Consider the following 24,171-nt stretch of genomic DNA (forward strand, 5'->3'; position numbering starts at 1 on the left):
ACATCATGCCCCTCGGGCCCTTGCGCCAGGTGGCCATCGTCGGAGTCGGGATCACGGAACTGTCGCGCACCTCGGAGCGCAGCGGTCTCGATCTCGCCGCCGAGGCCCTCCGGCTCGCGCTCGACGACGCCGGTCTCGGCCGGGACGACGTCGACGGCCTGTTCACCAACGTCGGCTACCCGCTGGCCGTCGACTACGACCGGATGGCCGAGGCGTTCGGCCTGCGGATTCGCGCCGCTGTGCAGACCTGGACCCACGGCCGGTTCGTCGGACCCGCGTTGCAGGCCGCCGTGCAGGCGGTGGCGCTCGGCACGGCGGAGGTCGCCGCCTGCGCGGCGGGGGTGGCGTTCTCCGGGCTCGGTGTCGTGGGCGGTGCCGACGACCTGGAAGGGTTGCGCCAGGGCGGCGGCTCCCACGGGGAACTGCCGCACTACGGGATGACGGCGCCGGGCGCGGGCGCGGCGATGGCGCTGCGCCGGTACTGCGCCCGGTACGGCAAGGACCCCGAGCTGATCTCGGCCGTGCCGATGGCGTTCCGCCGCCACGCGCGCCTGAACCCGAACGCGCAGATGACCAAGCCGCTCGAGCCCGAGGATTACGCCGCCGAGCCGTACGTGGTGGAACCGTTGCGGCGGCCGGATTTCGCGCTGCTCAGCGATGGCGGCGGCTGTCTGCTGGTGACCACCCTCGAACACGCGCGGGACCTGCGTCAGCCCGCGGTCGTCGTCAGCGGGATGCAGGGGTTGCACGCCGGCCGTGACGAGTTCATCTTCGCGCCGCCCGGGCTGGGGGTCTTCTCCCAGGGTGACACCCGCCGCGCCGAGGCCAACCCGGTGTACCGGATGGCCGGGCTCACCGGGCCGGGCGACGTCGACTCGCTCCAGCTCTACGACGCCTTCTCGCCCAACGTCGTGTTCGTGCTGGAACGCTTCGGCTTCACCGGCGAAGGTGAAGCGCTCGACTGGCTGCAGGACGGCCGGATCGAGCTGGGTGGCGACCTGCCGACCAACACCGCGGGCGGGTTGCTCTCCGAGGCCCACCTCTGCGGGTGGGGGCACCTGATCGAAGCCACCCGCCAGCTCCGCGGACAGGCCGGGCCGCGGCAGGTGCCTGGCTGCGAGGTCGTCCAGTGGGCGACCCCGTTCGGCGACTCGCTCATCTTCTGCAAGGACCGGTGACCCTCGATGACCGCTGCACGACCACTGCCCATCCGCTACCCCGAGGACGTCGAGCACCTCGACGGTGCGGCCCGGGGCGAACTGCGCATCCCGGAATGCCGCTCCTGCGGGCACCGGTTCTGGCCGCCAGGGCCCGTCTGCCCCCGCGATTTCAGCACCGATGTCGGCTGGGTGACCGACCCCGGGACCGGCCGCGTGCACACGTGGGTCCGGTTCCACAAGAGGTATTTCGCCGGTGACGAGGTGCCTTACGTCGTGGTGCAGATCCGCCTGGACAGCGGGCCGAACCTGACCACGACCTGGACGGGCGCGGCCGATCCGGTGATCGGTGAGCCGGTCGTGGTGTCGTTCCGGGAGGTCGGGGACTCGGTGTTCCTGCCGGAGTTCGGACCCGGGGGTCCGGCGTGAGCTCCGGCCGCGACCTGGCGAACCGGATCGGGCCGGCCGGGGTGTGGCTGTCGGTACTCGGCGAGGTTCCCGCGGCGCTGGGCACCTCCGCCGCCGCGGCCATCGAGGCTCTCGGCTACGGCGCCTTGTGGGTCGGGGAATCACCGGCGCACAAGGAGGTCTTCACCCACACCGCGCTCCTGCTCGGCGCCACCGCGCGGATCACGGTCGCCACCGGCATCGCCACCATCTGGGCTCGGGACGCGATCGCCGCCGCTGCGGCCGCGTACACCCTCGGCGAGGCCTTTCCGGGGCGTTTCGTGCTGGGCCTGGGCGCCAGTCACGCCGAGGCCGGGCGCGGGCGGGGACACGACCGGCCTCGCACGGCGCTGCGGGAGTACCTGGACACGCTGGACGCCGCCCCCTACCGGGGACCGCGACCGGACCTGCCAGTGCCCCGCGTCCTGGCGGCGCTGCGGCCGCGTATGCAGGAGCTGGCCCGTGACCGGGCGGAGGGCATGCACTCGTTCTTCGTCCCGCCCTCGCACACGGCGACGGCGCGGGAGCGCCTCGGACCGGGGCCGCTGCTCGCGCCCGAGCAGGCGGTGGTCGTCGACCGTGACGCCGGGCGTGCCCGCACCATCGCACGAGCACACGTGGCGACCCGGCTCGCCTTGCGCAACTACGTGAACCACCTGCGTGCTCTCGGCTTCACCGACGACGATCTCGACGGCGGGGGCAGCGACCGGCTGGTCGACGCCCTGATCGCCTGGGGCGGCGCGGACACCGTCGCGGCACGGGTCCGCGAGCATCTCGACGCCGGCGCCGATCACGTCGCGATCCACCCCCTGACCGCACCGGGCGAGGGCCTCGCGCCCGTTCTCGGCCAGCTCCGGGACCTCGCGCCCGCATTGTCCCTGCCGCACGGAGGAACCACGCCATGACCGACCCCGCCGTCCGCCGTCTCCAGGACCGCTACCTGGTGACCGACGGGCTCCTCCACCTGACCGGCGTGCAGGCGCTGGCCCGGCTGCCGGTCGACGCGCGCCGCGCCGACCGCCGGGCGGGGATGCGGACCAGGGCTTTCGTGTCCGGTTACGAAGGATCGCCACTCGGTGGCTACGACCTCGAACTGGGCAGGCAGCACGAGCTGCTGGCCGAGCACGGTGTCGTGTTCCGCCCGGGGGTCAACGAGGAGCTGGCCGCGACGGCGGTGCAGGGTGCCCAGCTCGCCGCGGCCTCACCGCACCGCCGGGTCGACGGTGTGACGGGTTACTGGTACGGCAAGTCCCCGGGCCTCGACCGTGCCTCAGATGCCCTCCGGCACAACAACCTCATGGGGACCCACCCGGCAGGCGGGGCGCTCGCGCTGGTCGGCGACGACCCGGCGGCGAAGTCCTCGACCGTGCCCGGCAGCTCCGAGCTGCTGCTCGCCGACCTCGGCATGCCGACGCTGTACCCGGCCGACCCGCAGGACGTGCTCGATCTGGGGCTGCACGCCGTCGCGCTGTCCCGCGTGTGCGGTCTGTGGGTCGGGCTCAAGATCGCCACGAACGTCGCGGACGGAGCCGGACCGGTCCGGGTACATCCCGAGCGGATCCGCCCGGTGGCACCGGATCCGGTCGTGGACGGGCGTCCGTTCACGCACGAGATGACCGCCAGGATGCTCCAGCCGGATCTCGGCCGGCTCGAACGCACCCGGGACGGCGCCCGGCTCGAACTCGCCCGCCGTTACGCAGCTGCCAACGGTCTCGACACGATCGTCGGTCGCGACGCCAGGATCGGGATCGTCGCTCCGGGCAAGACCTTCCACGACGTGCGGCAGGCGCTGGGCATCCTCGGTCTCGACGACGCCGAGCTGGCCCGCCGCGGCGTGCGGCTGCTGCACCTGGCGATGGTGCACCCGCTGGAGCCCACGGTCGTCGAGCGGTTCACCACGGGACTGCGCGAGATCATCGTGGTGGAGGAGAAGCGGTCCTTCATCGAAGCCGCCCTGAGGGATGTGCTCTACGGCCGGGCGGACGCGCCGGCGATCAGCGGCAAGCGCGGACCGGACGGCGCCGCCCTCATCCCGGCAGCCGGCGAACTGGATCCCGACACCATCGCCGGGGCACTGGCGGTGCGGCTCCGGGCGCACGGCGACTTTCCCTCGATCGAGGCGTGGCGGCCCCCGCGGCGGACCATCTCCCTGCCGCTGGCCACCCGCACGCCGTACTTCTGCTCGGGTTGCCCGCACAACACCTCCACGAAGGCGCCGGACGGGTCGCTGGTCGGCGCCGGCATCGGCTGCCACAGCCTGGTGCTGATGACCGGCCCGCAGCAGAGCGGGGAGATCACGGGCCTGACTCAGATGGGCGGCGAGGGCGCGCAGTGGGTGGGCATGAGCCCGTTCGTCGACCGGGACCACCTGTTGCAGAACCTGGGCGACGGCACGTTCCACCACTCCGGAACCCTGGCCATCCGCGCCGCGGTCGCCGCCGGCGTCAACATCACCTACAAGCTGTTGCACAACTCGGCGGTCGCGATGACCGGCGGCCAGCAGCCGGCGGGCGTGCTCACGATCCCGCAGATCACGCGGGCGATGCAGGCCGAAGGCGTGCGGCGGATCATCGTCACGACCGAGGATCCCCGTCGCTACCGGCGCGTCCGCCTCGCGCGAGGTGTCCAGGTGTGGCACCGCGACCGGCTCACCGAGGCGCAGGAGACGCTCGCCCGCGTCGACGGCGTCACCTTGCTGATCCACGACCAGGAATGCGCGACCGAACTGCGCCGCAAGCGCAAACGCGGCCTCGCCCCGGAACCCGCTGCACGTGTGGTCATCAACGAGCGGGTGTGCGAGGGCTGCGGTGACTGCGGTGCGAAGTCGAACTGCCTGTCCGTCCAGCCCGTGCCCACCGAGTTCGGCCGCAAGACCCGCATCGACCAGTCCTCGTGCAACAAGGACTTCTCCTGCCTCGCCGGGGACTGCCCGTCGTTCCTCACCGTGGTCCCGGGCGCGGACGGGGCGCGGCGGCCGGTCGCGGATCCGATCCCGGCCGAGCTGCCCGAACCCGCACGGGCCGTCCCGGCTGACCGGTTCACCGTGCGGATCACCGGCGTCGGCGGCTCGGGAGTGGTGACCCTGTCGCAGATCCTCGGCACGGCCGCGGCCATCGCGGGCCTGCCCGTCCGCTCGCTGGACCAGACCGGGCTCGCGCAAAAGGGCGGCGCGGTGGTTTCGGACGTCAAGATCGGCGACGCCGGCGCCAACAAGGCGGCCGCGGGGGAGTGCGACCTGTACCTCGGCGCGGACGTGCTCGTGGCCGCAGACCCGCGGTACCTGGCGGTCGCCGATCCGGATCGCACCATCGCCGTGGTCTCGACGGCGCGCGTGCCGACAGGCGCCATGGTCACCGACACGAGTGTGGCCTTCCCCGGCGAGGACGCGCTGCTCGACCGCATCCGGGAGGCGACCGACGCCACGACGATGACCGCGCTCGACGCGCGGGAAGCCTTTGAGGTGCTGTTCGGCCAGGACCAGTTCGCCAACCTCCTGCTCACCGGGGTGGCTTATCAGCTGGGTGGCCTGCCGATCCCTGCCGCCGCGATCGAGGAAGCGATCACCGTGGGCGGCACCAAGGTGCAGGCCAACATCCAGGCTTTCCGCCGTGGACGGCAGTTCGTGGTGCGCCGCGCGGAATTCGAGGCGACGGTGCGCGCTCTGCGCGGCGAACCCGAACCAGCGCCCGTCCTCGACACGAGTGCGAAGGTGCTGCTGGACTCGGTCTGCACCGACGAAAACGGTGAACTCGCCCGGCTGCTGCGCATCCGGGTGCCGGACCTGATCGCCTACCAGAACACCCGCTACGCCCGCCGTTACGTCGAGCACGTCGAGCGCGTGCGCCGGGCCGAAGCCGCGGCCGTACCGGGCGCCACCGCGTTGACCGAGGCCGTCGCGCGCAACTTGTACAAGCTCATGGCCTACAAGGACGAGTACGAGGTCGCGCGGCTGTCGCTCGACCCCGCGAACGAACGCGCCATCCGCGCCCGCTTCGGCGCGGACGCGCGCATCTCCTACCGCCTGCATCCACCAGTCCTGCGGGCGCTGGGGATGCGCCGCAAGCTGGAGCTGGGACCGTGGTTCCGTCCGGTCTTCCGCGGTTTGATGGCCGCCAGGAGGCTGCGCGGGACGAAGCTCGATCCCTTCGGCCACACCGCGATGCGCAGGCTGGAGCGCGAACTGATCGCCGAGTACGAGCGGGTCACCGCGCACCTCGCCCAGTTCGTCCAGCCGGACACCCACGCCCTCGCGGTCGACACGGCCGAGCTGCCCGACCTCGTCCGCGGTTACGAGCACGTCAAACTCGCCACCGTCGAGCAGTACCGGGCCGAGCTCGCGGAGCGGATGGCCAAGTTCCGCGAGGCGAGCGGCCAGGGCGGTGCTGCGTCGTGAGCGTGGTGGAGGAGTTGCGGCGGACGCTGCCCGCCGGGCGGCTGCTGGAGGACCCGGCCGGGTACCTCCACGACGAGGCAGTGTGGGCCCCGCACGGCAAGCCGATCGCTGTCGTGCGTCCGCATACGGCAGAAGAGGTCCAGCAGGTGGTGCGCGCGTGTGTGCGGCATCAGGTCCCCGTCGTGCCGCGCGGCGCGGGCACCGGTCTGTCGGGCGGCGCGAACGCTGTCGACGGCGGAATCGTGCTGTCCACGGAGAAGATGACCGCGATCCGGGAGATCGACGTCGCCGAGCGGCTCGCGGTCGTCGAACCCGGGGTGGTCAACGACCACCTGCGGGCGGCCTGTGCGGAGCGCGGTCTGTGGTACCCGCCGGACCCGGCGAGCGCGCCGTGGTCGACCATCGGCGGCAACGTGGCCACCAACGCGGGTGGGCTGTGCTGCGTCAAGTACGGGGTGACCCGCGACTACGTGCTGGGTTTGCAGGTGGTGACGGGCACCGGGGAACTGGTTCGCCTCGGCCGCCGCACCGCCAAGGGGGTCGCCGGCTACGACCTGACCGGGCTGGTGGTGGGCTCCGAGGGCACCCTCGGTGTGGTCACCGAGGTCACCGTACGGCTGCGTCCCGCGCGCCGGCCCGAGCGCACGGTCGCCGGCTTTTTCGCTTCGCTCGCCGACGCGGGCCGCGCTGTCGCCGCGGTGAGCGCGGCCGGGCTCGTCCCGTCGGCACTGGAACTGATCGACCGGCACACCCTCGCGGCCGTGGACGCCTGGAAGAACATGGGCCTGTCGGCCGAGGCCGACGCCGTGCTGCTCGGCCGCACCGACGCGCCGGGCGAGGCGGGTGAGGCGGAGGCCGAGACGATGCTGGCCTGCTTCACCGGCGCCGGAGCCACCTGGGCCGCGGTCTCGTCCGATGTGGACGAAGCCGAAGCCCTGTTCACCGCGCGACGGCTGGCCTACCCTGCGCTCGAACGCCTCGGGCGGGTGCTGACCGAGGACGTGTGCGTGCCGCGCGCCGCGGTCCCGGTCATGCTCGAGAAGATCGAGCACATCGGACACCGTCACGACGTGCACATCGCCAACGTCGCACACGCCGGTGACGGCAACCTGCATCCGCTGCTGATCGTCCGCGTGGGCGATGCGGACGCGGAGGCCCGCGCGGAGGATGCGTTCGAGGCGATCCTCGACGAGGCGATCGCGCTGGGGGGCACCGTGACCGGCGAGCACGGCGTGGGGTTGCTCAAACGCGACGGGCTCCGGCGGGAATTGGCGGCACCGGTGCTGGCCCTGCACCACGCGGTGAAACAGGCGCTCGACCCGCACGGAATCCTCAACCCGGGCAAGGTGATCGAAACGTGCGCGCCGCAGTGCTGACCCGCCCGGGGGCCGTGGAAGTCACCGACATCGGCCGACCGCGACCGGCCGACGACGAAGTCCTCGTCGAGGTCGCCGCGTGCGGGGTGTGCGGGCACGACCAGGCCGACCGTGCCGGGTTGCTGAAGATCCCGTTGCCGGCCGTGCTCGGGCACGAGATCGCCGGCACGGTCGTGGCGGCCGGGTCGGCGGTCACCCGCTTCGCCCTCGGCGATCTCGTTGCTGCGAAGCAGTTCCGCACCTGTGGACGCTGCGGCCCGTGCACGGGCGGTGACGAGCTGCGGTGCGCGCAGCGGTCGTTCACCTACGGCGGGTTCGCGGAGTACGCCGTGCTCCGCGAATCCTCGCTGCTGACGATCCCACCCGGGGTGCACCCCGCCGAGGCCGCGATCGTCGCGTGTGCCGTCGGAACCGGTCTGCAAGCACTGCGCCGCATCGCGCGGGTCCGGGCCGGGGAGACCGTGCTGGTCACCGGAGCGGGCGGTGGCCTGGGTCTGCACGCGGTGCAGGTCGCGCACGCTCTCGGCGCCCGGGTGGTCGCCCTCACCGGCAACGCCCGCGCGGCAGGGCGGCTGCTCGACCTGGGCGCGGAACACGTCGTGGCCATGGGAGATTCGGCCTGGCAGGAGGTGTGCGACGCCACGGGCGGACACGGCGCCGACGTCGTGCTGGACAACGCCGGGCACCCGGCGGTCTTCCGGCAGGCGTTTCGCGCACTGGCCCACGCGGGACGGTACGTGCTGACCGGTCAGGTCGCCGGTGAGCCGCTGCGGGTCCACCCGGCCTTCGTTTTCGCGAAGGAGGCCGTGATCACCGGATCGGGCTCCACATCGATGTCCACCTTCGCCGATGCCATGGACATGCTGGCCGACGGCCGGGTGCGGGCCGTCGTCACGGCGTACCCGCTCGACGACGCCGCCCGCGCCTTCACCGACCTCGACGAGCGCCGGGTGACCGGCCGCCCCGTCCTCGTGCCCGGCCGCAACAGAGGAGAACGATGACCACGACCAGACCACTGGCTGGGTTGCACGTCGTCGAGTGCGCCAGCTTCGTCGCGGGTCCGACGGGCGGCCTGACCCTCGCCCAGCTCGGCGCCGACGTCATCCGCGTCGACCCGATCGGTGGCGGAAGTGACCACCTCCGCTGGCCGGTGGCGCCCGGCGGGGAGAGCTACTACTGGGCTTCGCTCAACAAGGGCAAGCGCTCGGTCACGGTCGACATGCGCAGCAGGGAAGGTCAGGAGCTGGTCCTGGCGTTGGCCACCGCATCCGGAACCGGACGTGGCATCCTGATCGACAACGTCGTGGGCAGGCCTTGGCTGGCCCACGAGCGGCTGGCCGCGCGACGGCCCGATCTGATCCACGTGCGCGTGCAGGGCCACCCCGACGGCAGGCCCGCGGTCGACTACACCGTCAACGCCGAAGCCGGTGTTCCGTCGATCACCGGCGGCGAGGACCACGCCGGCCCGGTCAACCACGTGCTCCCCGCCTGGGACCTGATCGCCGGCCTCAGCGTCGCCACCGGGGTTCTCGCCGCCCTGCAGCAGCGCGCCCGCACCGGCGAGGGCGCGTTCGTCGAGCTGGCCCTGTCCGATGTCGCGCTCGCGGGGGTGGCGAACCTCGGCTGGCTGTCCGAGGCCGCCGACCGGGGAGGGGAGCGCCCGCGGCACGGCAACCATGTGTACGGCAGCTTCGGCGTCGACTTCGCCTGCCGGGGCGGCTCGCGCGTGATGGTCGTGGCGCTCACCGAGGGCCAATGGCGTGCCCTGCAGAGTGCGACCGGAACCGTCGAGGTCTTCCAGGCACTCGAGAAGGCGTTGCGCGCGGACCTGCGTGACGAGACCGAACGCTACCGGCTGCGCGAGACGATCGCGGCGATCCTCCGGCCCTGGTTCGCCGCGCGCGATCTCGACGAGGTCGGCAAGGAGCTGGACGCCGCGCGGGTGCTGTGGGGCCGGTACCGCGGCATGGCCGATCTCGTCGCCGATCACCGCGCAGGGGCACACCGGGTGCTCGCCGATCTGACCCTGCCGCGTGGAGGCTCCGCCGTCACCGCCCGTTCACCCTTGCGGTTCGACGGCGACCACGGGCCCGCGGGCGAGTGCGCGGAGCTCGGCCGGGACACCGAGGCCGTCCTGGCCGAGGTCCTCGGCCTGACCGCCGCCGAGATCGGCGGCCTGCACGACCGGCGGGTCATCGGGCCCCCGGCGGATCCGAACACCGAAAGGAAGGCACGATGAGCGTCACGGCGGAATCGACCACCGACTTGAACCGGACCCGGTTCTACATCGACGGCCAGTGGGTGGCCCCGAGGGGAACCGAGACCCAGGTCGCGCTGGAGGCGGCCACCGAACGTCCACTCGGCGTCGCCGCCCTCGGCACGGAGACCGACATCGACGCCGCTGTCCGGGCCGCTCGCCGTGCCTTCGACGAAGGCCCGTGGGGCCGCGCCACGGCCGCCGAACGCGCCACGGTCATGCGCCGGTTCGCCGACGCATTGGCCGCCCGTGCCGGGGACACCGCGGTGCTGGTCAGCCGCGAGAACGGGATGCCGATCGCCTTGTCGAACGCGTTCAACGGCGATGCTCCGGCCGGTCTCCTGCGCATGTACGCCGATCTGGCCGAGACCCTGCCCCTGGAGGAGGTGCGGCCGAGCCCGTCCGGGTCCACTGTGGTCCGTCGCCAGCCGGTGGGTGTGGTAGGAGCGATCACGCCGTGGAACTACCCGCAGGTCCTCGCGATGATGAAGATCGCCCCCGCACTCGCCGCGGGCTGCACCGTCGTGCTCAAGCCCTCGCCGGAGACCGCGCTCGACGGGTACGTGCTCGGGGATGCCGCCGCTGAGGCCGGGCTACCGCCGGGCGTGCTCAACATCGTCGTCGCGGGCCGAGAGGCCGGCGCCGCCCTCGTGTCGCACCCGCTGGTGGACAAGATCGCGTTCACCGGATCCACCGCGGCCGGGCGGGTCATCGGCGCCGAGTGCGGGCGGCTGATCCGCCGCTGCACCCTGGAACTGGGCGGCAAGTCCGCGGCGATCGTGCTCGACGACGTGGACCTGGACACCTTCGTCGCCGGACTGGACAACGCCTGCTTCCAGAACAACGGCCAGACCTGCACGGTCCAGTCCCGGATCCTCGCTCCCCGCTCGCGCTACGACGAGGTGGTCGAGGCCGTGGCGCGGTACGCGGGGAACGTGACCGTCGGCGATCCGCTCGACCCGGACGTCGCCTGTGGCCCCCTGGTCAGCAAGGCACAGCTCGACCGCGTCCTCGGCTACATCGACCTCGGCCTCCGGTCCGATGCCCGGCTCGTGGCCGGCGGCGGACGTCCCGCCGGCCTGTCCCGCGGCTGGTTCGTCCAGCCCACGGTCTTCGCCGACGTCGACAACCGCGAGCGGATAGCGCAGGAGGAGATCTTCGGTCCGGTCGTCACCGTCACGCCCTACGACGGCGACGACGAGGCAGTCCGCCTCGCCAACGACAGCGAGTACGGGCTCGGCGGTTCGGTGTGGACCTCGGACGAGGAACGCGGACTCGCCGTCGCGCGGCGCGTCCGGACCGGCACGATCGGCGTGAACTACTACCTGCAGGACCTCGGCGCGCCCTTCGGCGGCATGAAGAGCAGCGGCATCGGCCGTGAACTCGGACCCGAGGCGCTCGGCAACTACCTGGAGTTCCAGTCCGTCTACGCCAGCGCCGACCAGCTCGACCGCTGAAACCGCCGGGTCTCCGGGGTCCCGCGGCCCCGGAGACCCGCCGATGCCGGAGGAGAAGATCTTGTTCACCCATCGACGTGTGATCACCGCGGCGCTCGTCGCCGCGCTCGTCCCGACGGTGTCCTGCGCGACCGCCGACAGCACCTCGGGTTACCGCCTGGAACGCCTTGTCACCGGTACCGCGATGCACACCATCAACGGGCTGGCCCTCGCGCCGGACGGCAGTGTCCTCACCGCCAACCTCGCCGGGGAGACCATCTCCGCGCTCGACCCGGCCACCGGGCAGATCAACAGTCTCGTGCCCCAGCGGGACGGCCGCTCCGATGATCTCGTCGTCGCTCCGTCGGGGGAGATATTCTGGACCGACCCGCTGGCCGGCGCGGTGAAGGGCCGTGACCGCGACGGGCGGATCCGGACCGTCGCGGACAACCTTCCCGGCGTCAACTCGATCGCCTTCGACCGGTCCCGGCAGCACCTGTACGCCGGGCAGACCTTCTTCGCCGACGGGCTCTGGGAGATCGACCCGCGGGCCGGCGTCGCGCCGCGGCTCGTCGCCCGCGATCTCGGATCCCTCAACGCGTTCGCGTTCGGCCCGGACGGGATGATCTACGGACCGCTCGGCAAGCGCGGACAGGTGGCCCGCATCGACCCGCGGACCGGGGTGGCCAGTACCGTCGCTGCCGGGTTCCGCCAGCCGGTGTCGGTCCGCTTCGATTCCCGCGACCGCCTCTACGCGCTCGACGGAGCGACCGGGCAGCTCATCCGCATCGACCCCGCCACCGGGGCGAAGGACGTCGTCGCCACCCTGCCCGCCGGTGCCGACAACATGGTCATCGGCCCGGGGGACCACGCCTACGTCAGCAACATGGCCGACAGCGCCGTGACCGAAGTCGACCTCGGCACCGGGGCGCGCACGACCCTGACGTCGAGCCCGCTCGCCTTTCCCCAGGACATCGCCTTCGACGGGAACACCCTCTACGTGGCCGACAGCACGGCGCTGCGCACCGTGGATCCGGGCACCGGGGTGGTCACCGAACTCGCCCGCCGGTTGTCCTCGGAACTGGAATTTCCGTCCGGCATCAGTGTCACCGCCCAGCACATCGTGCTCACCTCGGAACTGATCGGCACCGTGCAGGTCCTCGACCGCGCGACCGGAGAACCGGCCGGCGAGGTGCACGGGCTCGACAACCCCTCCGACGCCGTCGAACTCGCCGACGGCAGTCTCGTGGTGTCCGAACCCGCGAACGGCCGGGTTCTGCGCGTCGTCGATGGACGACCGCGTGTCCTGGCGGAAAATCTGGGTGCCCCGGCTGGTCTTGCCCTCACTCCGCGTGGCGTCGTCCTGGCAGCCGAAGTCACCGGCGGACGCCTGCTTCAGATCGATCCCACGTCTGGCGAGGTCACCGAGATCGCACGGGGACTCGGCGCGCCCCGGGCGGTCGCCGTCGCGCCCGACGGATCCTCGGTGGTTCTCGACGCCGGTGGCCGTCGCGTGGTTTCGGTGAACAGCCGCGGGGAGCAGCAGGTGCTGGCCGACGGTCTCGCGGTCGGTCACCTGACCCAGCCCTACGCCCGGTCCGGGGGAGTGGCGGTCGGTGCGGACGGGACCGTTTTCGTCGCCGCCGACCGGGAGAACTCCGTCTACACGATCCGGCGGGCGGGCCGGTGACCGGGCGCGGCTTCCGGTTCGGCGTCAACCTGCTCACGCCGTCGTCGCGGACCGCATGGCAAACCCGGTGCAGGGAAGCGGAGGACCTCGGGTACGACGTCATCGCCGTACCCGATCACCTCGGCCTCCCCGCCCCGTTCCCGGCGCTCGTATCGGCAGCGGAGATCACAACCCGTCCACGGCTGGCCGTCTTCGTCCTGAACGCCGGCTTCTACAATCCCGCACTCCTCGCGCGTGACCTCGCCGGAACCGACCAACTCGTCGACGGCCGCCTCGAAGTCGCGCTGGGAGCGGGCTACGTCAAGGCCGAGTTCGACGCCGCCGGCCTGCCCTGGGCCGGTGCGCGCGATCGTGTCGACCACCTGGAACGCACAGTGCGGGAGGTGCGCAGCCTGCTCACTGATCCGCGGCATCAACCGCGGCCGGTCCAGGATCCGATGCCGCCGCTGACCATCGCGGGCAACGGCAACCGGGTTCTGCGCCTGGCCGCCCAGCACGCCGACATCGTCGCCTTCAGCGGCGCCACCTCGGGGACGAACCCCGGTAGCCTCCGTTTTCTCGGCCCGGACGCACTGGCTCAGCGGGTCGCGCACGTTCGCGACGCCGCGCCGGACCGCTTCGGCGCCATCGAGCTCAACCTCCTCATCCACGCCGTCGCGCCCGACGGTGACCGTCGCCGCGCGGCCGCCGGGGCGCGCCGATTCGAAGACCACCTGCCGGACCGGGACTTGTCGGAGGTGCCGACCATCCTTTCCGGACCGCCCGGGGAAATGGCCGACACCCTTGAGCGCCACCGCGAGAGGTACGGCTTCACCTACTTCACAGTGCCGGAACCAGCCATGCGTGAGTTCGCCCGTGCCATCGCGAAAGTGAGGAGTTGACCGTGGCTCGTCTGGCCCAGACCGCCGGTCTCACCGACGTGCAGTCGGAGATCCTGTCCACGGTTCGCTCGTTCGTGGACAAGGAGATCATCCCGCACGCCCAGGAGCTGGAGCACGCGGACGCCTACCCGGCGGACATCGTCGAGGGCATGAAGGAGATGGGCCTGTTCGGGATCACGATCCCGGAGGAGTACGGCGGGCTGGGCGAGTCGCTGCTGACCTACGCGCTCGTGGTCGAGGAGATCGCGCGCGGCTGGATGAGCGTCTCGGGTGTCATCAACACGCACTTCATCGTGGCGCACATGATCTCCCGGCACGGCACGCCGGAGCAGAAGCAGAAGTACCTGCCGAAGATGGCGGCGGGCGAGGTCCGCGGTTCGTTCTCGATGTCCGAGCCCGACCTCGGCTCGGACGTGGCGGCCATCAAGACCCGCGCGCGGCGGGACGGCAATGGGGGTACCCCCGCCAGTGGGGGCGTAGCCGGCGGGGGAGACTACGTCATCGACGGGTCGAAGATGTGGCTGACCAACGGCGGCTCGTCGAACCTGATCGCGTTGCTGGTGCGCACCGACGAAGGCGCGGAGAAGGCCCACCAGAACCTGACGACGTTCCTGGTGGAGAAGCCGGAGGGCTTCGGCGAGGTGGCGCCGGGGCTCACCATCCCGGGCAAGATCGACAAGATGGGTTACAAGGGCGTCGACACCACCGAGGCGGTGTTCGACGGCTTCCGCATCCCCGCCTCGCAGGTCCTCGGCGAGGCGCCGGGCAGGGGTTTTGCGTTCATGATGGACGGCATCGAGGTCGGCCGGGTCAACGTGGCGGCGCGGGCGTGCGGCATCGCGATCCGGGCGTTCGAGCTGGCGGTGGAGTACGCGCAGCAGCGCAGGACGTTCGGCAAGCCGATCGCCCAGCACCAGGCCATCGCGTTCAAGCTCGCGGAGATGGCCACCAAGGTCGAGGCGGCGCACCTGATGATGGTCAACGCGGCGCGGCTGAAGGACACCGGCGAGCGCAACGACGTGGCGGCGGGCATGGCGAAGCTCATCGCCTCCGAGTACTGCGCCGAGGTCACCCAGGAGGCGTTCCGCATCCACGGCGGCTACGGCTACAGCAAGGAGTACGAGATCGAGCGCCTGATGCGGGAGGCGCCGTTCCTGCTCATCGGCGAGGGCACCAGCGAGATCCAGAAGACGATCATCAGCCGCGGCCTGCTGCGCGAGTACCAGGTCAAGAGCCGGCTTCCTGCGCGGCGCTGACGACCGCGGCGCCGGCTCGAGGTGCGGCTCACGCTCAGCTTCGGCAGGCGGTGATGTACTGACCGCACACCACACGGCTCGGGCTGTTTGTCGCGCCCCTGCGAGGGGTGCGATCCGGCGCAGCACCGGAACCGTAGGACTTCCCGGCCGGCGCCACCATGGTCGATGGTGTCGGCGTCGGTCGTGTCGGTCCAGTGGCTGCGGTAGTCGCCGTCGGGGTCGAGCAGGTAGGTGATGGCCGTGTGCGGGACGGCGTAGCCGTCGGGGTCGTCGGGATCGGGCCGGCGACGGGCGAAGACGCCGAAGGCCCGGCGGGCCGCGTCGGTCTGTTCGGCGGTGCCGGTGAGCCCGGTGAACCGCGGATAGCCGGTTTCCAGGAACTGCCGCAGGACTTCGGGCGTGTCGCGGTCGGGGTCGACGGTGATGTAGAGCGCCTCGACCTCGGCGGAGGCGAGCGCCTCCGACAGGCGGCCGAGCGCTCGTGGACAGACCACGCGGCAGTGGGTGAAGCCGAACAACACGACGGTCCAGCGGCCGCGGTAGCTGGCTTCCGTCACCGGGGTTCCATGGTGGTCAACCAGGGTGAAGGTGGGTTTCATGACAGGGGCTCCACGATGATGTCGTGCGCGGGTCCGGGCGGCACCACGAAGTCCGGTGTGGACACCGTCGAGCCGTTGAGCCGCCACCGTTCGGGGAGGCGGCCGAAGGTCACGGTGCCGCCGCCGGGTACGGCCGGGTTGATCCGCACCCGCGCGTGCAGGACGCCGTCGATCACTTCGGCGCGGCTGACGTCGACGTTGCGGTCCACGGCGACGATCGCGGGCTCGGTGAAATGCCCGTCCGGCCAGGGGGCCTGGTAGAGGCCGCGCAGGCCGTCGGGCACGTTGAGCCGGGCGTAGCCGAGCAGGACGTTGCCGCTCATCGGTTCGATCTCCGTACGGTTTCCGTCCTCGTCGGTCAGCGTGTCGTTGCGCGGGTAGTAGAGCCCGCCGTCGCGCCACACCGGGGAGAAGAACCGGTCGGCGTGGCCGAGTAGACCGTCCACAGTGGCCTTGTCGCCCATCTCGGCGGCCCAGGCGGCGACCCAGCCGAAGTCGCAGGTGTCGGCGACGACGCGCTGGCCCATGACCTCTCGCGCCGGCGCCGAGGGCACCGACAGGGTGCCGTCCGGGCCGGGGATCAGGAAGTCGCTGACCTGCCGCGGGTAGTGCTGGTGCACGAAGTCGCTGTTCCACATGTTCATCAGCGCCCCGCACCAGGCGTCCACCCACGGTGAGGGCACCTCGTTCGGCCGGACCCGCCGTGAATCCGCGAGCATCATCGTGTTGTAGTGGCCGCCCGCGTCGAGCCGGCCGAAGTCGGCCCAGGCCTGCTCGTACCCGGCGACGACCTCCTCGGCGCGGTGGCCGCCGGTGAGCAGGTCGTGCAGCCGGAAGCCGAGGATGGCGGGCTGGTTGCAGATCTGGAAGATGCAGTTGGGTTCACACGCGACGCCGAGGTAGCCGTTGGCCACCATCTGCCAGTACAGGTGCTCGGTGAGCGAGTCGCGGTCGTAGGCGAACCGCTTCTCGCCCCCGCCCCAGAAGAACGACCAGTGCCGGAAGGTCAGCGATTCCGGCCGGGCGAAGCGGTCGTCGGTGAAGAGGTAGTCGTGCAGCAGCGCGGTGGACTGCACGTAGGCGCTGTACATGATGTTGTCGCGGACGACCGGGTCCCATTCCTCACCGAGCTCGCCGAGGTGGGCGTTGAACACCGAACCACCGCGGCTGACGTCCCGCCAGTACAGCCACACTTCGGGCTCCAGCAGTTTGGTGATCAGTCGCTGGATCGTCGGCTGGAACAGCCCCGGCGCGGCGGGCAGCCGGTGCCGGTGGGTCAGCGCCAGCCCGTAGATCATGTAGGCGAGCTGGAACCGGTAGCCACCGAAGTCGTCCTGGCTCACCCCCTTGCCCTGCATCAGCGACCAGTCGTTGGTCTGCTGCCGCGACAGGTTGTCCCAGTGCCGCAGGTGCCCCAGCTGCTCGGTCGTCAGCATCACGCCCCCTGCACGTTCTGACGGGCCAGCCAGCCCAGGGCGGAGTCGGCGACGGCGCGCCAGCCGCTGTCGAGCACCAGGGAGTGGCCGCGGCCGGGGAACTGCTTGAGTTCGGTGATGGCGGTGGAGTCGCCGTAGAGCTTGAACGCGGCGCGAGTGACCACGTCGGGGACGGTGTGGTCGGCCTGACCCGAGATCAGCAGCAGCGGGCCCCGCTCGCCGTTGCCGGTGTTCACCTTCGCGGGGGAGTTCTTGGTGAAGTTGGCGAACGCGGCCTCGAACAGCGGCCGCCCGGGCGAGGGGATGGTGTGTGCCTCGTAGAGCCGCTTCGACTCCTCCTCGGAGATCGCGTTTCCGAAGCCGTAGCGGAACTGCTTCGCCGTCAGGGACACGGCGCGCTTCTTGTTGGCCGGGTTGCCCAGCACCGGGAAGGCGGACCGCAGCTGCGCGAACGGCAGCGGTTTGACGCCCTTGATCTGGGCCGGGTCGATCGCGACCGCGGCCCGGCCGTGGCCCTCGCCGAGCAGCTTCTGCGCGATCAAGCCGCCGAAGGAGTGCCCGATGAGCACCGGGGCCGTCGGCAGCCCGGTGATGATGCCGCGGTAGTGCTCGGTGACGTCGTCGATGCCGTGCCCGGCGACCGCCTCGGGGTTCGCGCGAGCCGCCTCGACGGTGGGTTCCTCGCCCGGCCATCCCGGCATGAGCGGGGAGTAGCCGTTGGCGGCGAACAGGTCGGCCCAGGGCTGCCACGACGACGCGTGCAGCCAGAGGCCGTGGATGAAAACGACGGGGGTGGTGGTCATTGTGCGCTCCTCGATCCGGTGTTGCTTGCCTGGATCAATGGTGCGGCGGCCGTCAGAGCCGTCGAATCAGTCGGATGACTGTACTTCGAGTCGCTCGAGTGCGTCGCGCAGCGCGGCGCGGCTGGTGATGCCCAGCTTGGGGAAGATCCGGTACAGGTGCGAGCCGACCGTGCGCGGCGACAGGTAGAGCCGGGTGCCGATCTCCTTGTTCGTCAGTCCGCCGGCCGCCAGCTCGGCGATCTGCCGCTCCTGCACCGTCAGCACGACGGGGGCCCCGGTCTTGAAACTCGCCCCGGCGGCCCGCAGCTCGGTGCGTGCGCGCTCGGCCCAGCCCTGCGCGCCGATCCGCTCGAACCCCTCGGCGGCGCGGCTGAGCTGGTCGCGCGCGTGCGCGGGGCGGCGGACCCGCCGCAGCCACGTGCCGTAGGCGAGGCGGATGCGGTTGGAGTCGAACGGGAACAGCGCCGCTCCGGGCAGGGCGAGCGCGGCGTCGAAATCCGGCTCCTCCGAGGTCATCGCCAGTGCGCCCGCGGTGAGCAGCGCCAGGCGGGGCGAGATGTCCGGCAATCCGGCGTCGCGGGCGGCGAGAGCGTGCCGCCGGGCCTCGTCCGGCCGTCCGCTGTGCAGCGCGGCTTCGACCAGGTCCAGCAGGGTGCGGTGAGCCTGCTGCACGTACGGGGTGAAGGTGCCCGGCGTGGTGACCGTGGTCGCGAAGCGGTAGGCGGTCTCGTAGTCGCCCGCACCCAGCGCGGACAGGGCACCGATCGCGTGGGCGTAGTTGGTGAGGAAGCCGATGCCGCGTGGGCCGGCCCAGGACTCCAGCGCGGTCCGGTGCCCGGCAGCCGCTTCGTGGTCGCCCCGTGCCGCGGCCACCAGGCCGAGGAACGCGCGGAACTGGTACCCGAACAGGGTGTAGCCGTGCCGGGTGGTCAGCTCGAGTCCGCGATGACCGGCCGCCTCGGCGTCGGTCCACTGTCCGGTGTTGATCTGGTCGAGCATCACCACGTGCAGCATCGTCATCACGTTGGTGACGGCCCCGGCTTCGCCCTCCCGCTCCACCATCCGGCGCAGGTAGGGCCGGAACTCGTCCAGTGCGTCGACGTAGAACGCGGCCACCGTCAGCCGCATGACGTCCCACGGTTCGCCCTCACTCAGCTCGGCGAAGGCCCCGCGCAGGCGGTCGGTGACCCCGCCGCCGCGGCGCACGACATCGCCCCAGGCGTCGCGGTGGATCAGCGTGTGGGGGTTGACCCGGCCGGCGAAGCGGTCGACGAGCTGCTCGGTCACCGTCCAGGTCGCCGGGTCCCCGGCGAACTGGCTGATGGCCAGCAGGAGGTTGAGCAGCCGGTCGAGGATCGCGTCGTCCAGCTCGTCCCCGGACGCGGCCACGGTGCTGGCGATGCGCTGGTGGGTGGCGTGCACGTCGCCCTCGCGGTACAGGGCGGCGTAGGCGGCGGTCAGCACTGCGTCGACCGACCCGGGGTGTCCCGAGGCGTCGAGCAGTCGTTGCGCGTCCTGCAGCCGCGCGGACTGCCCGGCCACGAACGCGGCCTCGCCGAAGCGGCGCTCCCGCTCGCGGGGATCCTCGCTCAGCTCGGCGGCCCGCTCCAGCCACTCGATCGCCAATGCCGCGGCGCCATGCCGCGTGGCCGACAGCGCGGCGCGCTCGATCACGGCGGCGACCCGCTCGTCCGGGTCGATCGTGGCGGCCGACAGGTGTGTGGCCCGGCGCTCGATGTCACCGCGGTGCGCCTCGGCCAGCTCGGCGTGCGCCGCGCGCCGCTCGTTCGGTGTCGCCAGCTGCACCACCGCCGACCGCACCAGCGGATGCCGGAACCCCAGCTGCCCGGACACCGGATCCACCAGCAGCAGCCCGCGTCCGATCGCTTCGTCCACGTCTCGCAGCCGCCGTTCCACCTCTCGACGGCGGGGCGCGGACAACGACGACAGACCGTCCAGCGCGGCCAGCAGCAGCGCGCGCCGGGACGAGGGCGTGAGTTCGCTGATCTGCCCGGCGTAGAGGCCCTCCAGCCGCCGGGACAGCGGAAGATCGGTCTGGAGCTCGGTGTTCCGCGCCGTGCGCGGGAGCTCGACCAGCGCGAGCGGGATTCCTTCGGCCTGGGTGAGCACCTGTTGCCGCAGCCGGGCGTCCAGGCCCGGGAACGATCGGTCCAGCAGCGCCTCGGCGTCCTCGCGGGCCAGCGGCCCGACTTCGACCTCCGGAAGCCCGGCGCGGTCGAACGGCGAGGGAACGTCGGTCCGGAGCGTGATCGCGCCGCGGACGCCATGCACGCCCACCCGCCGGAAGACGAAGGCGCACACCTGCGCGCTGAGCTGGTCGAACCAGTGCCCGTCGTCGACCGCCACGAACACCGGCCCGGCCGCGGCCAGCAGGCCGATCACCGCGTTGCCGAGCGTGAGCACGTCCGGCGGGGAATCGGACCCCAGCATCAGGTCGAGCACGTCGCGCGCGTGCGGGCCGTCCGCGAGGAGGGGCAGCAGCAGCTGGTGCAACCCCGCGAACGGCAGCTGGGACTCGGCCTCCACGCCCGCGGCGCGCAGCACCCGCACACCGGCGGCGGCCGCCGCGGCGTCCAGCAGCGTGCTCTTGCCCGCGCCCGGCTCACCTCGCACCACCGCGAACGAGTGCACCCCGGACAGCGCCCGCTCCAGGGCCGCCCGCTCACGCTCGCGCCCGACGAGCCCGTCCGTGTCCACGGCACGAATCTAGCCGCTGCGGGACAGTCACTGACGGACCTGATCGCCCTCGGCACGCTCTTGCGTACGCCCTGCGGTGCGGTTAATCTGCGGCCTGCGTTACATTGCTGAAAACGTAACAGTGGCGTCAGATACGCGACCGACTACGGCCGTGGAAGAACGACAAGGAGGACGGTCCATGTCGAACCTGGCGACCCTGCTGGACGTCTCCGCCGAGCGCTACGGCGAGCGCGAGTTCCTCGTCGCCGGGACGCGGCGGCTGACGTTCGCCGAGGTGTCGCGGCGATCGGCGGCGATGGCGCGGCGTCTGGTGGAATCCGGCGTCTCGCCGGGTGACAAGGTGGCCCTGTCGTGCCCGAACGTCCCGGAGTTCACCATCGCGTACTGGGCTGTGCTGCGGGCGGGCGCCGCGGTGGTGCCGCTCAACGTCCTGCTACGCGCCCGGGAGATCGCCTACCACCTGGACGACTCGGACGCGGTCGCCTACCTCGTGTACGAGGACTCCGCCGACCCGCGCCTCGCCGAAGCGGCCCGCGAGGGCTTCGACAACGCCGGGCGGTGCGGCCGGTTCTGGAGTATCGGGGCCGACGAGGCGGGGGAGACAACCTGGTGCGGCGAGGCGCTGACCGGTCCCGCGTCGTTCGACACCGTGACGCGTGAGGACGGGGACACGGCCGTGATCCTCTACACCTCCGGCACGACAGGGCGGCCCAAGGGCGCCGAGCTCACCCACCGCAACCTGCTGCTCAACGCGCGGGCGGCCGTGTCGGTGTACGAGCTCGACCCCGGCCGGCCGGACACCCACCTACTGGTCGCGCCCCTGTTCCACTCGCTCGGGCAGACCTGCGTTCAGAACGCGTCCACCCTCTGCGGGGGCACCATCGTCATGGTGCCCAGGTTCGACGCCGCTCAGGCAATCCGGCTCATGCTCGACGAGCACGTCACGATCTTCGCCGGGGTGCCGACGATGTTCTGGGCCTTGCTGCGGGCACTCGGCGACGTGCCGGACGGCGACCGCCTGCACGGGCAGCTTCGCGTCGCCGCGTCGGGCGGATCAGCCCTGCCGATCGAGCTCCACAAGGAGTTCGAAGCCCGCCTCGGAACGTCCATTCTGGAGGGTTACGGCCTGTCCGAGACCTCACCGATGGCCAGTCACACACGGCTGGGGGAGCCGGTCCGTGCCGGGTCCATCGGCCGTCCCATCGACGGCGTCGAGATGAAGCTGATCGCGGACGACTGGACGACGCTCCCGGACGACCCGCGGGTAGTGGGGGAGATCGCGATTCGCGGGCACAACGTCATGAAGGGCTACTACAAGCGGCCCGAGGCGACCGCCGAGGCCGTCCGCGACGGCTGGTTCCGCACCGGTGACCTGGCCCGCAAGGACGCCGACGGCTTCTATCACATTGTCGGGCGGTCGAAGGACCTCATCATCCGGGGCGGCTACAACGTCTATCCCCGTGAGATCGAGGAGGTTTTCCTGGAACACCCGGCCGTGTCGCTCGTCGCGGTGATCGGGGTCCCGCATGCCTCGCACGGTCAGGAGATCAAGGCCGTCGTCGTGCCCGCCGAGGGCCACGAGGCGGTCCGGCCCGAAGACCTGGTCGCCTGGGGCAGGCGGCAGCTGGCCGCCTACAAGTACCCGAGGATCGTCGAGTTCCGTGAGCGACTGCCGATGACATCCACCGGCAAGATCCTCAAGCGGGAGATTTCCTGACCGCCGCGCGGGCACGGTGAAGGTGCGCCAGAAGCGCTTCGTTCACCGTGTCCGGTGCCTGCTGGTGCACCCAATGCCCGGCCCCGTCCACGACGAGCGTGCGGAGATCCTCGAACGCCCGTGCGCCGGATTCGAATCGCAGGAACGTGGACACCGGGTCCGCGCTGCCCGTGATGAACAGGGACGGCTGCCGGATGACCCGCTCTCGCGCCGCCTTGGCGTCGCGCCAGTTGTCGTCGATGTTGCGGTAGTAGTTGAGGCCGCCCGCGAAACCCGTCTCGCGGAATCGTCCGGCGATCCGGCGGAACAGGCCGGGTGGCAGCCATTCGGGCGGGCGGACGGGGTCCTCGCAGTCGAGGAGGTCGTAGCGGTCGCTGAAGATGGCGGCGAGTGAGCGGTCGACATCGCGCATCAGCAACGCCTCGGGGGTCCCGGCCTCCTGGAACCGGATCTGGTAGAAACGCTCGCCCCAGCGTGCGCGCAGGATCTGTGTCGGCGGGGCGGGCGCGGGCGCGGCGTACGGCACGCTGAGACCGGTGAGCGAGGCAACGGCGTCCGGGTGGTCGAGGCCGAGCTGCCACACGCACGCGGCGCCCCAGTCGTGCCCCACGAAATGCGCCGTGTCAGCACCCTCGTGCTCGAGCAGACCGATCAGGTCCAGCCCGACCGTGCGTAGCGCGTACGCCGATCGTTCGCCGGGGCGCGAGCTCCTGCCGTAGCCGCGCATGTCCGGAGCCAGCACGCGATAACCGGCCTCGACCAGTGCGGGGATCTGCAGTCGCCAGGTGACGGCGAGGTCGGGAAATCCGTGCGCGAGCACGACGAGCGGTCCTTCGCCCGCCGCGGTCACCGCGAGCTCCACACCGTTGACCTGCCACAGTTCAGGCGATGTGGTCATGCGGCCGCCCCGTGCAGCCGCACCAGCATCTTGCCGACGTTGGCGCCGGACAGCATCCCCAGCAGTGCTCCGACGGCGTTCTCCAGGCCGTCCACCACGGTCGTCGTCGAGACGAGCGATCCGTCCTCCAGCCAGCCCCGGGCGAGGGCGATCCATTCGGGCCAGCGCTCCAGATGGTCCAGCACGATGAAGCCGCGCAAGGTCAGGCGCTTCTTCGTGATCAGTGCGAGGTTGGCCGGGCCGGGCACGGGTTTCTCGGCGTTCGCCTGGGAGACGGACCCGCACACCGCCACGCGGCCTCCGGTGCGGAGCGCGTCGAGGGCGGCCTCCAGCTGGTCCCCGCCGACACTGTCCAAATAGACATCGATTCCACCGGGCGCCGCCGCACGCAAGGCGGGCCCGACCGGTCCTGCCTTGTAGTCGATGGCCCGGTCGTAGCCGAGCTGTTCCACCAGTCGCCGGGCCTTGTCCGGCCCGCCTGCGGACCCGATCACCGCGGCCGCGCCGAGGTGGCGGGCGACCCGGGCGGCCACCACGCCGACGGCGCCGGCGGCCGCCGAAACGAAGACGACATCGCCGGGGTGCACGGGCGCGAACTCGCTCAGCGCCAGGTAGGCGGTGAGGCCGGGCATGCCGAGTACACCGAGGTAGTCCGAGCCGCTGACGCCCGTCGTGTCCAGACGGTGGGTTTCTTCCGCGCCGACCACGGCGTAGTCCCGCCAGCCGTGGTGGTGCCACACGATGTCTCCTTCGCGCAGCTTGCGGCTCCGTGACCGGACGACCGTGCCGACGGCCGCGCCGTCCAGTGGCGCGCCGAGGGCGAACGGCGGGAGGTAGGACGGTACGTCCCGCATGCGCCCGCGCATGGAGGGATCGACCGACATCCAGTCGTTGCGCACCAGCACCTGTCCTGGTTCCGGTTCCGGCACGACGGCTTCCACGATCGCGAAGTCCGTCGGGGACGGCACCCCGGCCGGGCGTGCGACCAGATGAACCTCGCGGCTGGTGGTGCTCATCGGTTCTCTTCCCCACTCTCGTGATGTTACATATACGGCAATGTAACACAGCTTGCGGATGTGCCGCTCGCACGGCTAATCTGCGTGAGCT

Annotated in this window: 17 protein-coding genes and 1 pseudogene; 12 read left to right on the forward strand and 6 right to left on the reverse strand. The window is 71.5% G+C overall.

The window, feature by feature from the left end; all coding sequences use genetic code 11:
- Positions 1 to 5: 5 nt before the first annotated feature.
- The 11 genes from AMYTH_RS0105100 to AMYTH_RS0105150 are packed head-to-tail and all read left to right on the forward strand — an operon-like array spanning position 6 to position 14,893.
- Positions 6 to 1,178 carry a thiolase family protein gene (locus AMYTH_RS0105100; protein WP_037322291.1) on the forward strand — a complete coding sequence of 391 codons (1,173 nt, stop codon included), beginning with the start codon at positions 6 to 8 and terminating at the stop codon, positions 1,176 to 1,178.
- Between the two features lie 6 nt (positions 1,179 to 1,184).
- Positions 1,185 to 1,586: a Zn-ribbon domain-containing OB-fold protein gene (locus tag AMYTH_RS44035; RefSeq protein ID WP_051362554.1), complete on the forward strand. Its 402-nt coding sequence runs from the start codon at positions 1,185 to 1,187 to the stop codon at positions 1,584 to 1,586.
- Entirely contained in the window at positions 1,583 to 2,509 is a 927-nt protein-coding gene (locus AMYTH_RS0105110; RefSeq protein ID WP_027929377.1) for a TIGR03620 family F420-dependent LLM class oxidoreductase, read from the forward strand. The genes AMYTH_RS44035 and AMYTH_RS0105110 overlap by 4 nt, the downstream gene beginning before the upstream one ends.
- Positions 2,506 to 5,997, forward strand: coding sequence for an indolepyruvate ferredoxin oxidoreductase family protein (locus AMYTH_RS44040; RefSeq protein WP_037322292.1), 3,492 nt, complete (start codon positions 2,506 to 2,508; stop codon positions 5,995 to 5,997). The genes AMYTH_RS0105110 and AMYTH_RS44040 overlap by 4 nt, the downstream gene beginning before the upstream one ends.
- On the forward strand, positions 5,994 to 7,373 hold the full coding sequence (locus AMYTH_RS44045) for an FAD-binding oxidoreductase (protein WP_037322294.1): 1,380 nt from the start codon (positions 5,994 to 5,996) through the stop codon (positions 7,371 to 7,373). Before AMYTH_RS44040 ends, AMYTH_RS44045 begins: the two co-directional genes overlap by 4 nt.
- Positions 7,355 to 8,374, forward strand: coding sequence for an alcohol dehydrogenase catalytic domain-containing protein (locus tag AMYTH_RS44050; RefSeq protein WP_051362555.1), 1,020 nt, complete (start codon positions 7,355 to 7,357; stop codon positions 8,372 to 8,374). Before AMYTH_RS44045 ends, AMYTH_RS44050 begins: the two co-directional genes overlap by 19 nt.
- Positions 8,371 to 9,612 (forward strand): CoA transferase, encoded by a 1,242-nt coding sequence (locus AMYTH_RS44055; protein ID WP_037322296.1) that lies wholly within the window; start codon positions 8,371 to 8,373, stop codon positions 9,610 to 9,612. Before AMYTH_RS44050 ends, AMYTH_RS44055 begins: the two co-directional genes overlap by 4 nt.
- Positions 9,609 to 11,087 carry an aldehyde dehydrogenase gene (locus AMYTH_RS0105135; RefSeq protein ID WP_027929378.1) on the forward strand — a complete coding sequence of 493 codons (1,479 nt, stop codon included), beginning with the start codon at positions 9,609 to 9,611 and terminating at the stop codon, positions 11,085 to 11,087. The genes AMYTH_RS44055 and AMYTH_RS0105135 overlap by 4 nt, the downstream gene beginning before the upstream one ends.
- A gap of 43 nt (positions 11,088 to 11,130) precedes the next feature.
- Positions 11,131 to 12,756 carry an outer membrane protein assembly factor BamB family protein gene (locus AMYTH_RS0105140; RefSeq protein ID WP_027929379.1) on the forward strand — a complete coding sequence of 542 codons (1,626 nt, stop codon included), beginning with the start codon at positions 11,131 to 11,133 and terminating at the stop codon, positions 12,754 to 12,756.
- Positions 12,753 to 13,637, forward strand: a complete 885-nt coding sequence (locus AMYTH_RS0105145; RefSeq protein ID WP_027929380.1) for a TIGR03621 family F420-dependent LLM class oxidoreductase — start codon at positions 12,753 to 12,755, stop codon at positions 13,635 to 13,637. The genes AMYTH_RS0105140 and AMYTH_RS0105145 overlap by 4 nt, the downstream gene beginning before the upstream one ends.
- Positions 13,638 to 13,639: 2 nt before the next feature.
- Positions 13,640 to 14,893, forward strand: coding sequence for an acyl-CoA dehydrogenase family protein (locus tag AMYTH_RS0105150; RefSeq protein ID WP_027929381.1), 1,254 nt, complete (start codon positions 13,640 to 13,642; stop codon positions 14,891 to 14,893).
- A 218-nt stretch (positions 14,894 to 15,111) separates the two neighbouring features.
- On the opposite strand, the pseudogene AMYTH_RS47685 reads toward AMYTH_RS0105150, so the two are convergent.
- From AMYTH_RS47685 to AMYTH_RS0105165, 4 genes and pseudogenes are all read right to left on the reverse strand, one after another.
- A pseudogene (locus AMYTH_RS47685) lies at positions 15,112 to 15,492 on the reverse strand (SCO family protein); the annotation flags it as partial.
- Complete coding sequence (locus AMYTH_RS44060) at positions 15,489 to 16,928, reverse strand: linalool dehydratase/isomerase domain-containing protein (RefSeq protein ID WP_051362556.1); 1,440 nt, start codon at positions 16,926 to 16,928, stop codon at positions 15,489 to 15,491. The gene AMYTH_RS44060 and the pseudogene AMYTH_RS47685, both read right to left, overlap by 4 nt.
- Positions 16,928 to 17,731, reverse strand: coding sequence for an alpha/beta hydrolase (locus tag AMYTH_RS0105160; RefSeq protein WP_027929382.1), 804 nt, complete (start codon positions 17,729 to 17,731; stop codon positions 16,928 to 16,930). Before AMYTH_RS0105160 ends, AMYTH_RS44060 begins: the two co-directional genes overlap by 1 nt.
- A 66-nt stretch (positions 17,732 to 17,797) precedes the next feature.
- A complete protein-coding gene (locus AMYTH_RS0105165) occupies positions 17,798 to 20,449 on the reverse strand; it encodes an AAA family ATPase (protein ID WP_209440748.1) in 2,652 nt (883 codons plus the stop codon).
- Between the two features lie 178 nt (positions 20,450 to 20,627).
- Between AMYTH_RS0105165 and AMYTH_RS0105170 the strand changes: the two genes are divergently transcribed.
- A complete protein-coding gene (locus AMYTH_RS0105170; protein ID WP_027929384.1) occupies positions 20,628 to 22,166 on the forward strand; it encodes a long-chain-fatty-acid--CoA ligase in 1,539 nt (512 codons plus the stop codon).
- Here the strand turns inward: AMYTH_RS0105170 and AMYTH_RS44065 are convergent.
- Positions 22,147 to 23,064 (reverse strand): alpha/beta fold hydrolase, encoded by a 918-nt coding sequence (locus AMYTH_RS44065; protein WP_051362557.1) that lies wholly within the window; start codon positions 23,062 to 23,064, stop codon positions 22,147 to 22,149. The genes AMYTH_RS0105170 and AMYTH_RS44065 overlap by 20 nt on opposite strands.
- The gene (locus AMYTH_RS0105180; RefSeq protein ID WP_027929385.1) at positions 23,061 to 24,080 is read right to left on the reverse strand and encodes an NADP-dependent oxidoreductase; all 1,020 of its coding nucleotides are present in this window, start codon (positions 24,078 to 24,080) and stop codon (positions 23,061 to 23,063) included. The genes AMYTH_RS44065 and AMYTH_RS0105180 overlap by 4 nt, the downstream gene beginning before the upstream one ends.
- Positions 24,081 to 24,171: the final 91 nt, after the last annotated feature.

The organism is Amycolatopsis thermoflava N1165, from assembly GCF_000473265.1.
Taxonomy (GTDB): Bacteria; Actinomycetota; Actinomycetes; order Mycobacteriales; family Pseudonocardiaceae; genus Amycolatopsis_E; species Amycolatopsis_E thermoflava.

Coding starts and splice junctions, on each gene's coding strand:
- AMYTH_RS0105100 (WP_037322291.1), top strand. CDS start 6: ATGCCCCTCGGGCCCTTGCGCCAGGTGGCCATCGTCGGAGTCGGGATC.
- AMYTH_RS44035 (WP_051362554.1), top strand. CDS start 1,185: ATGACCGCTGCACGACCACTGCCCATCCGCTACCCCGAGGACGTCGAG.
- AMYTH_RS44040 (WP_037322292.1), top strand. CDS start 2,506: ATGACCGACCCCGCCGTCCGCCGTCTCCAGGACCGCTACCTGGTGACC.
- AMYTH_RS44055 (WP_037322296.1), top strand. CDS start 8,371: ATGACCACGACCAGACCACTGGCTGGGTTGCACGTCGTCGAGTGCGCC.
- AMYTH_RS0105135 (WP_027929378.1), top strand. CDS start 9,609: ATGAGCGTCACGGCGGAATCGACCACCGACTTGAACCGGACCCGGTTC.
- AMYTH_RS0105140 (WP_027929379.1), top strand. CDS start 11,131: ATGCCGGAGGAGAAGATCTTGTTCACCCATCGACGTGTGATCACCGCG.
- AMYTH_RS44060 (WP_051362556.1), bottom strand. CDS start 16,928: ATGCTGACGACCGAGCAGCTGGGGCACCTGCGGCACTGGGACAACCTG.
- AMYTH_RS0105160 (WP_027929382.1), bottom strand. CDS start 17,731: ATGACCACCACCCCCGTCGTTTTCATCCACGGCCTCTGGCTGCACGCG.
- AMYTH_RS0105170 (WP_027929384.1), top strand. CDS start 20,628: ATGTCGAACCTGGCGACCCTGCTGGACGTCTCCGCCGAGCGCTACGGC.
- AMYTH_RS44065 (WP_051362557.1), bottom strand. CDS start 23,064: ATGACCACATCGCCTGAACTGTGGCAGGTCAACGGTGTGGAGCTCGCG.
- AMYTH_RS0105180 (WP_027929385.1), bottom strand. CDS start 24,080: ATGAGCACCACCAGCCGCGAGGTTCATCTGGTCGCACGCCCGGCCGGG.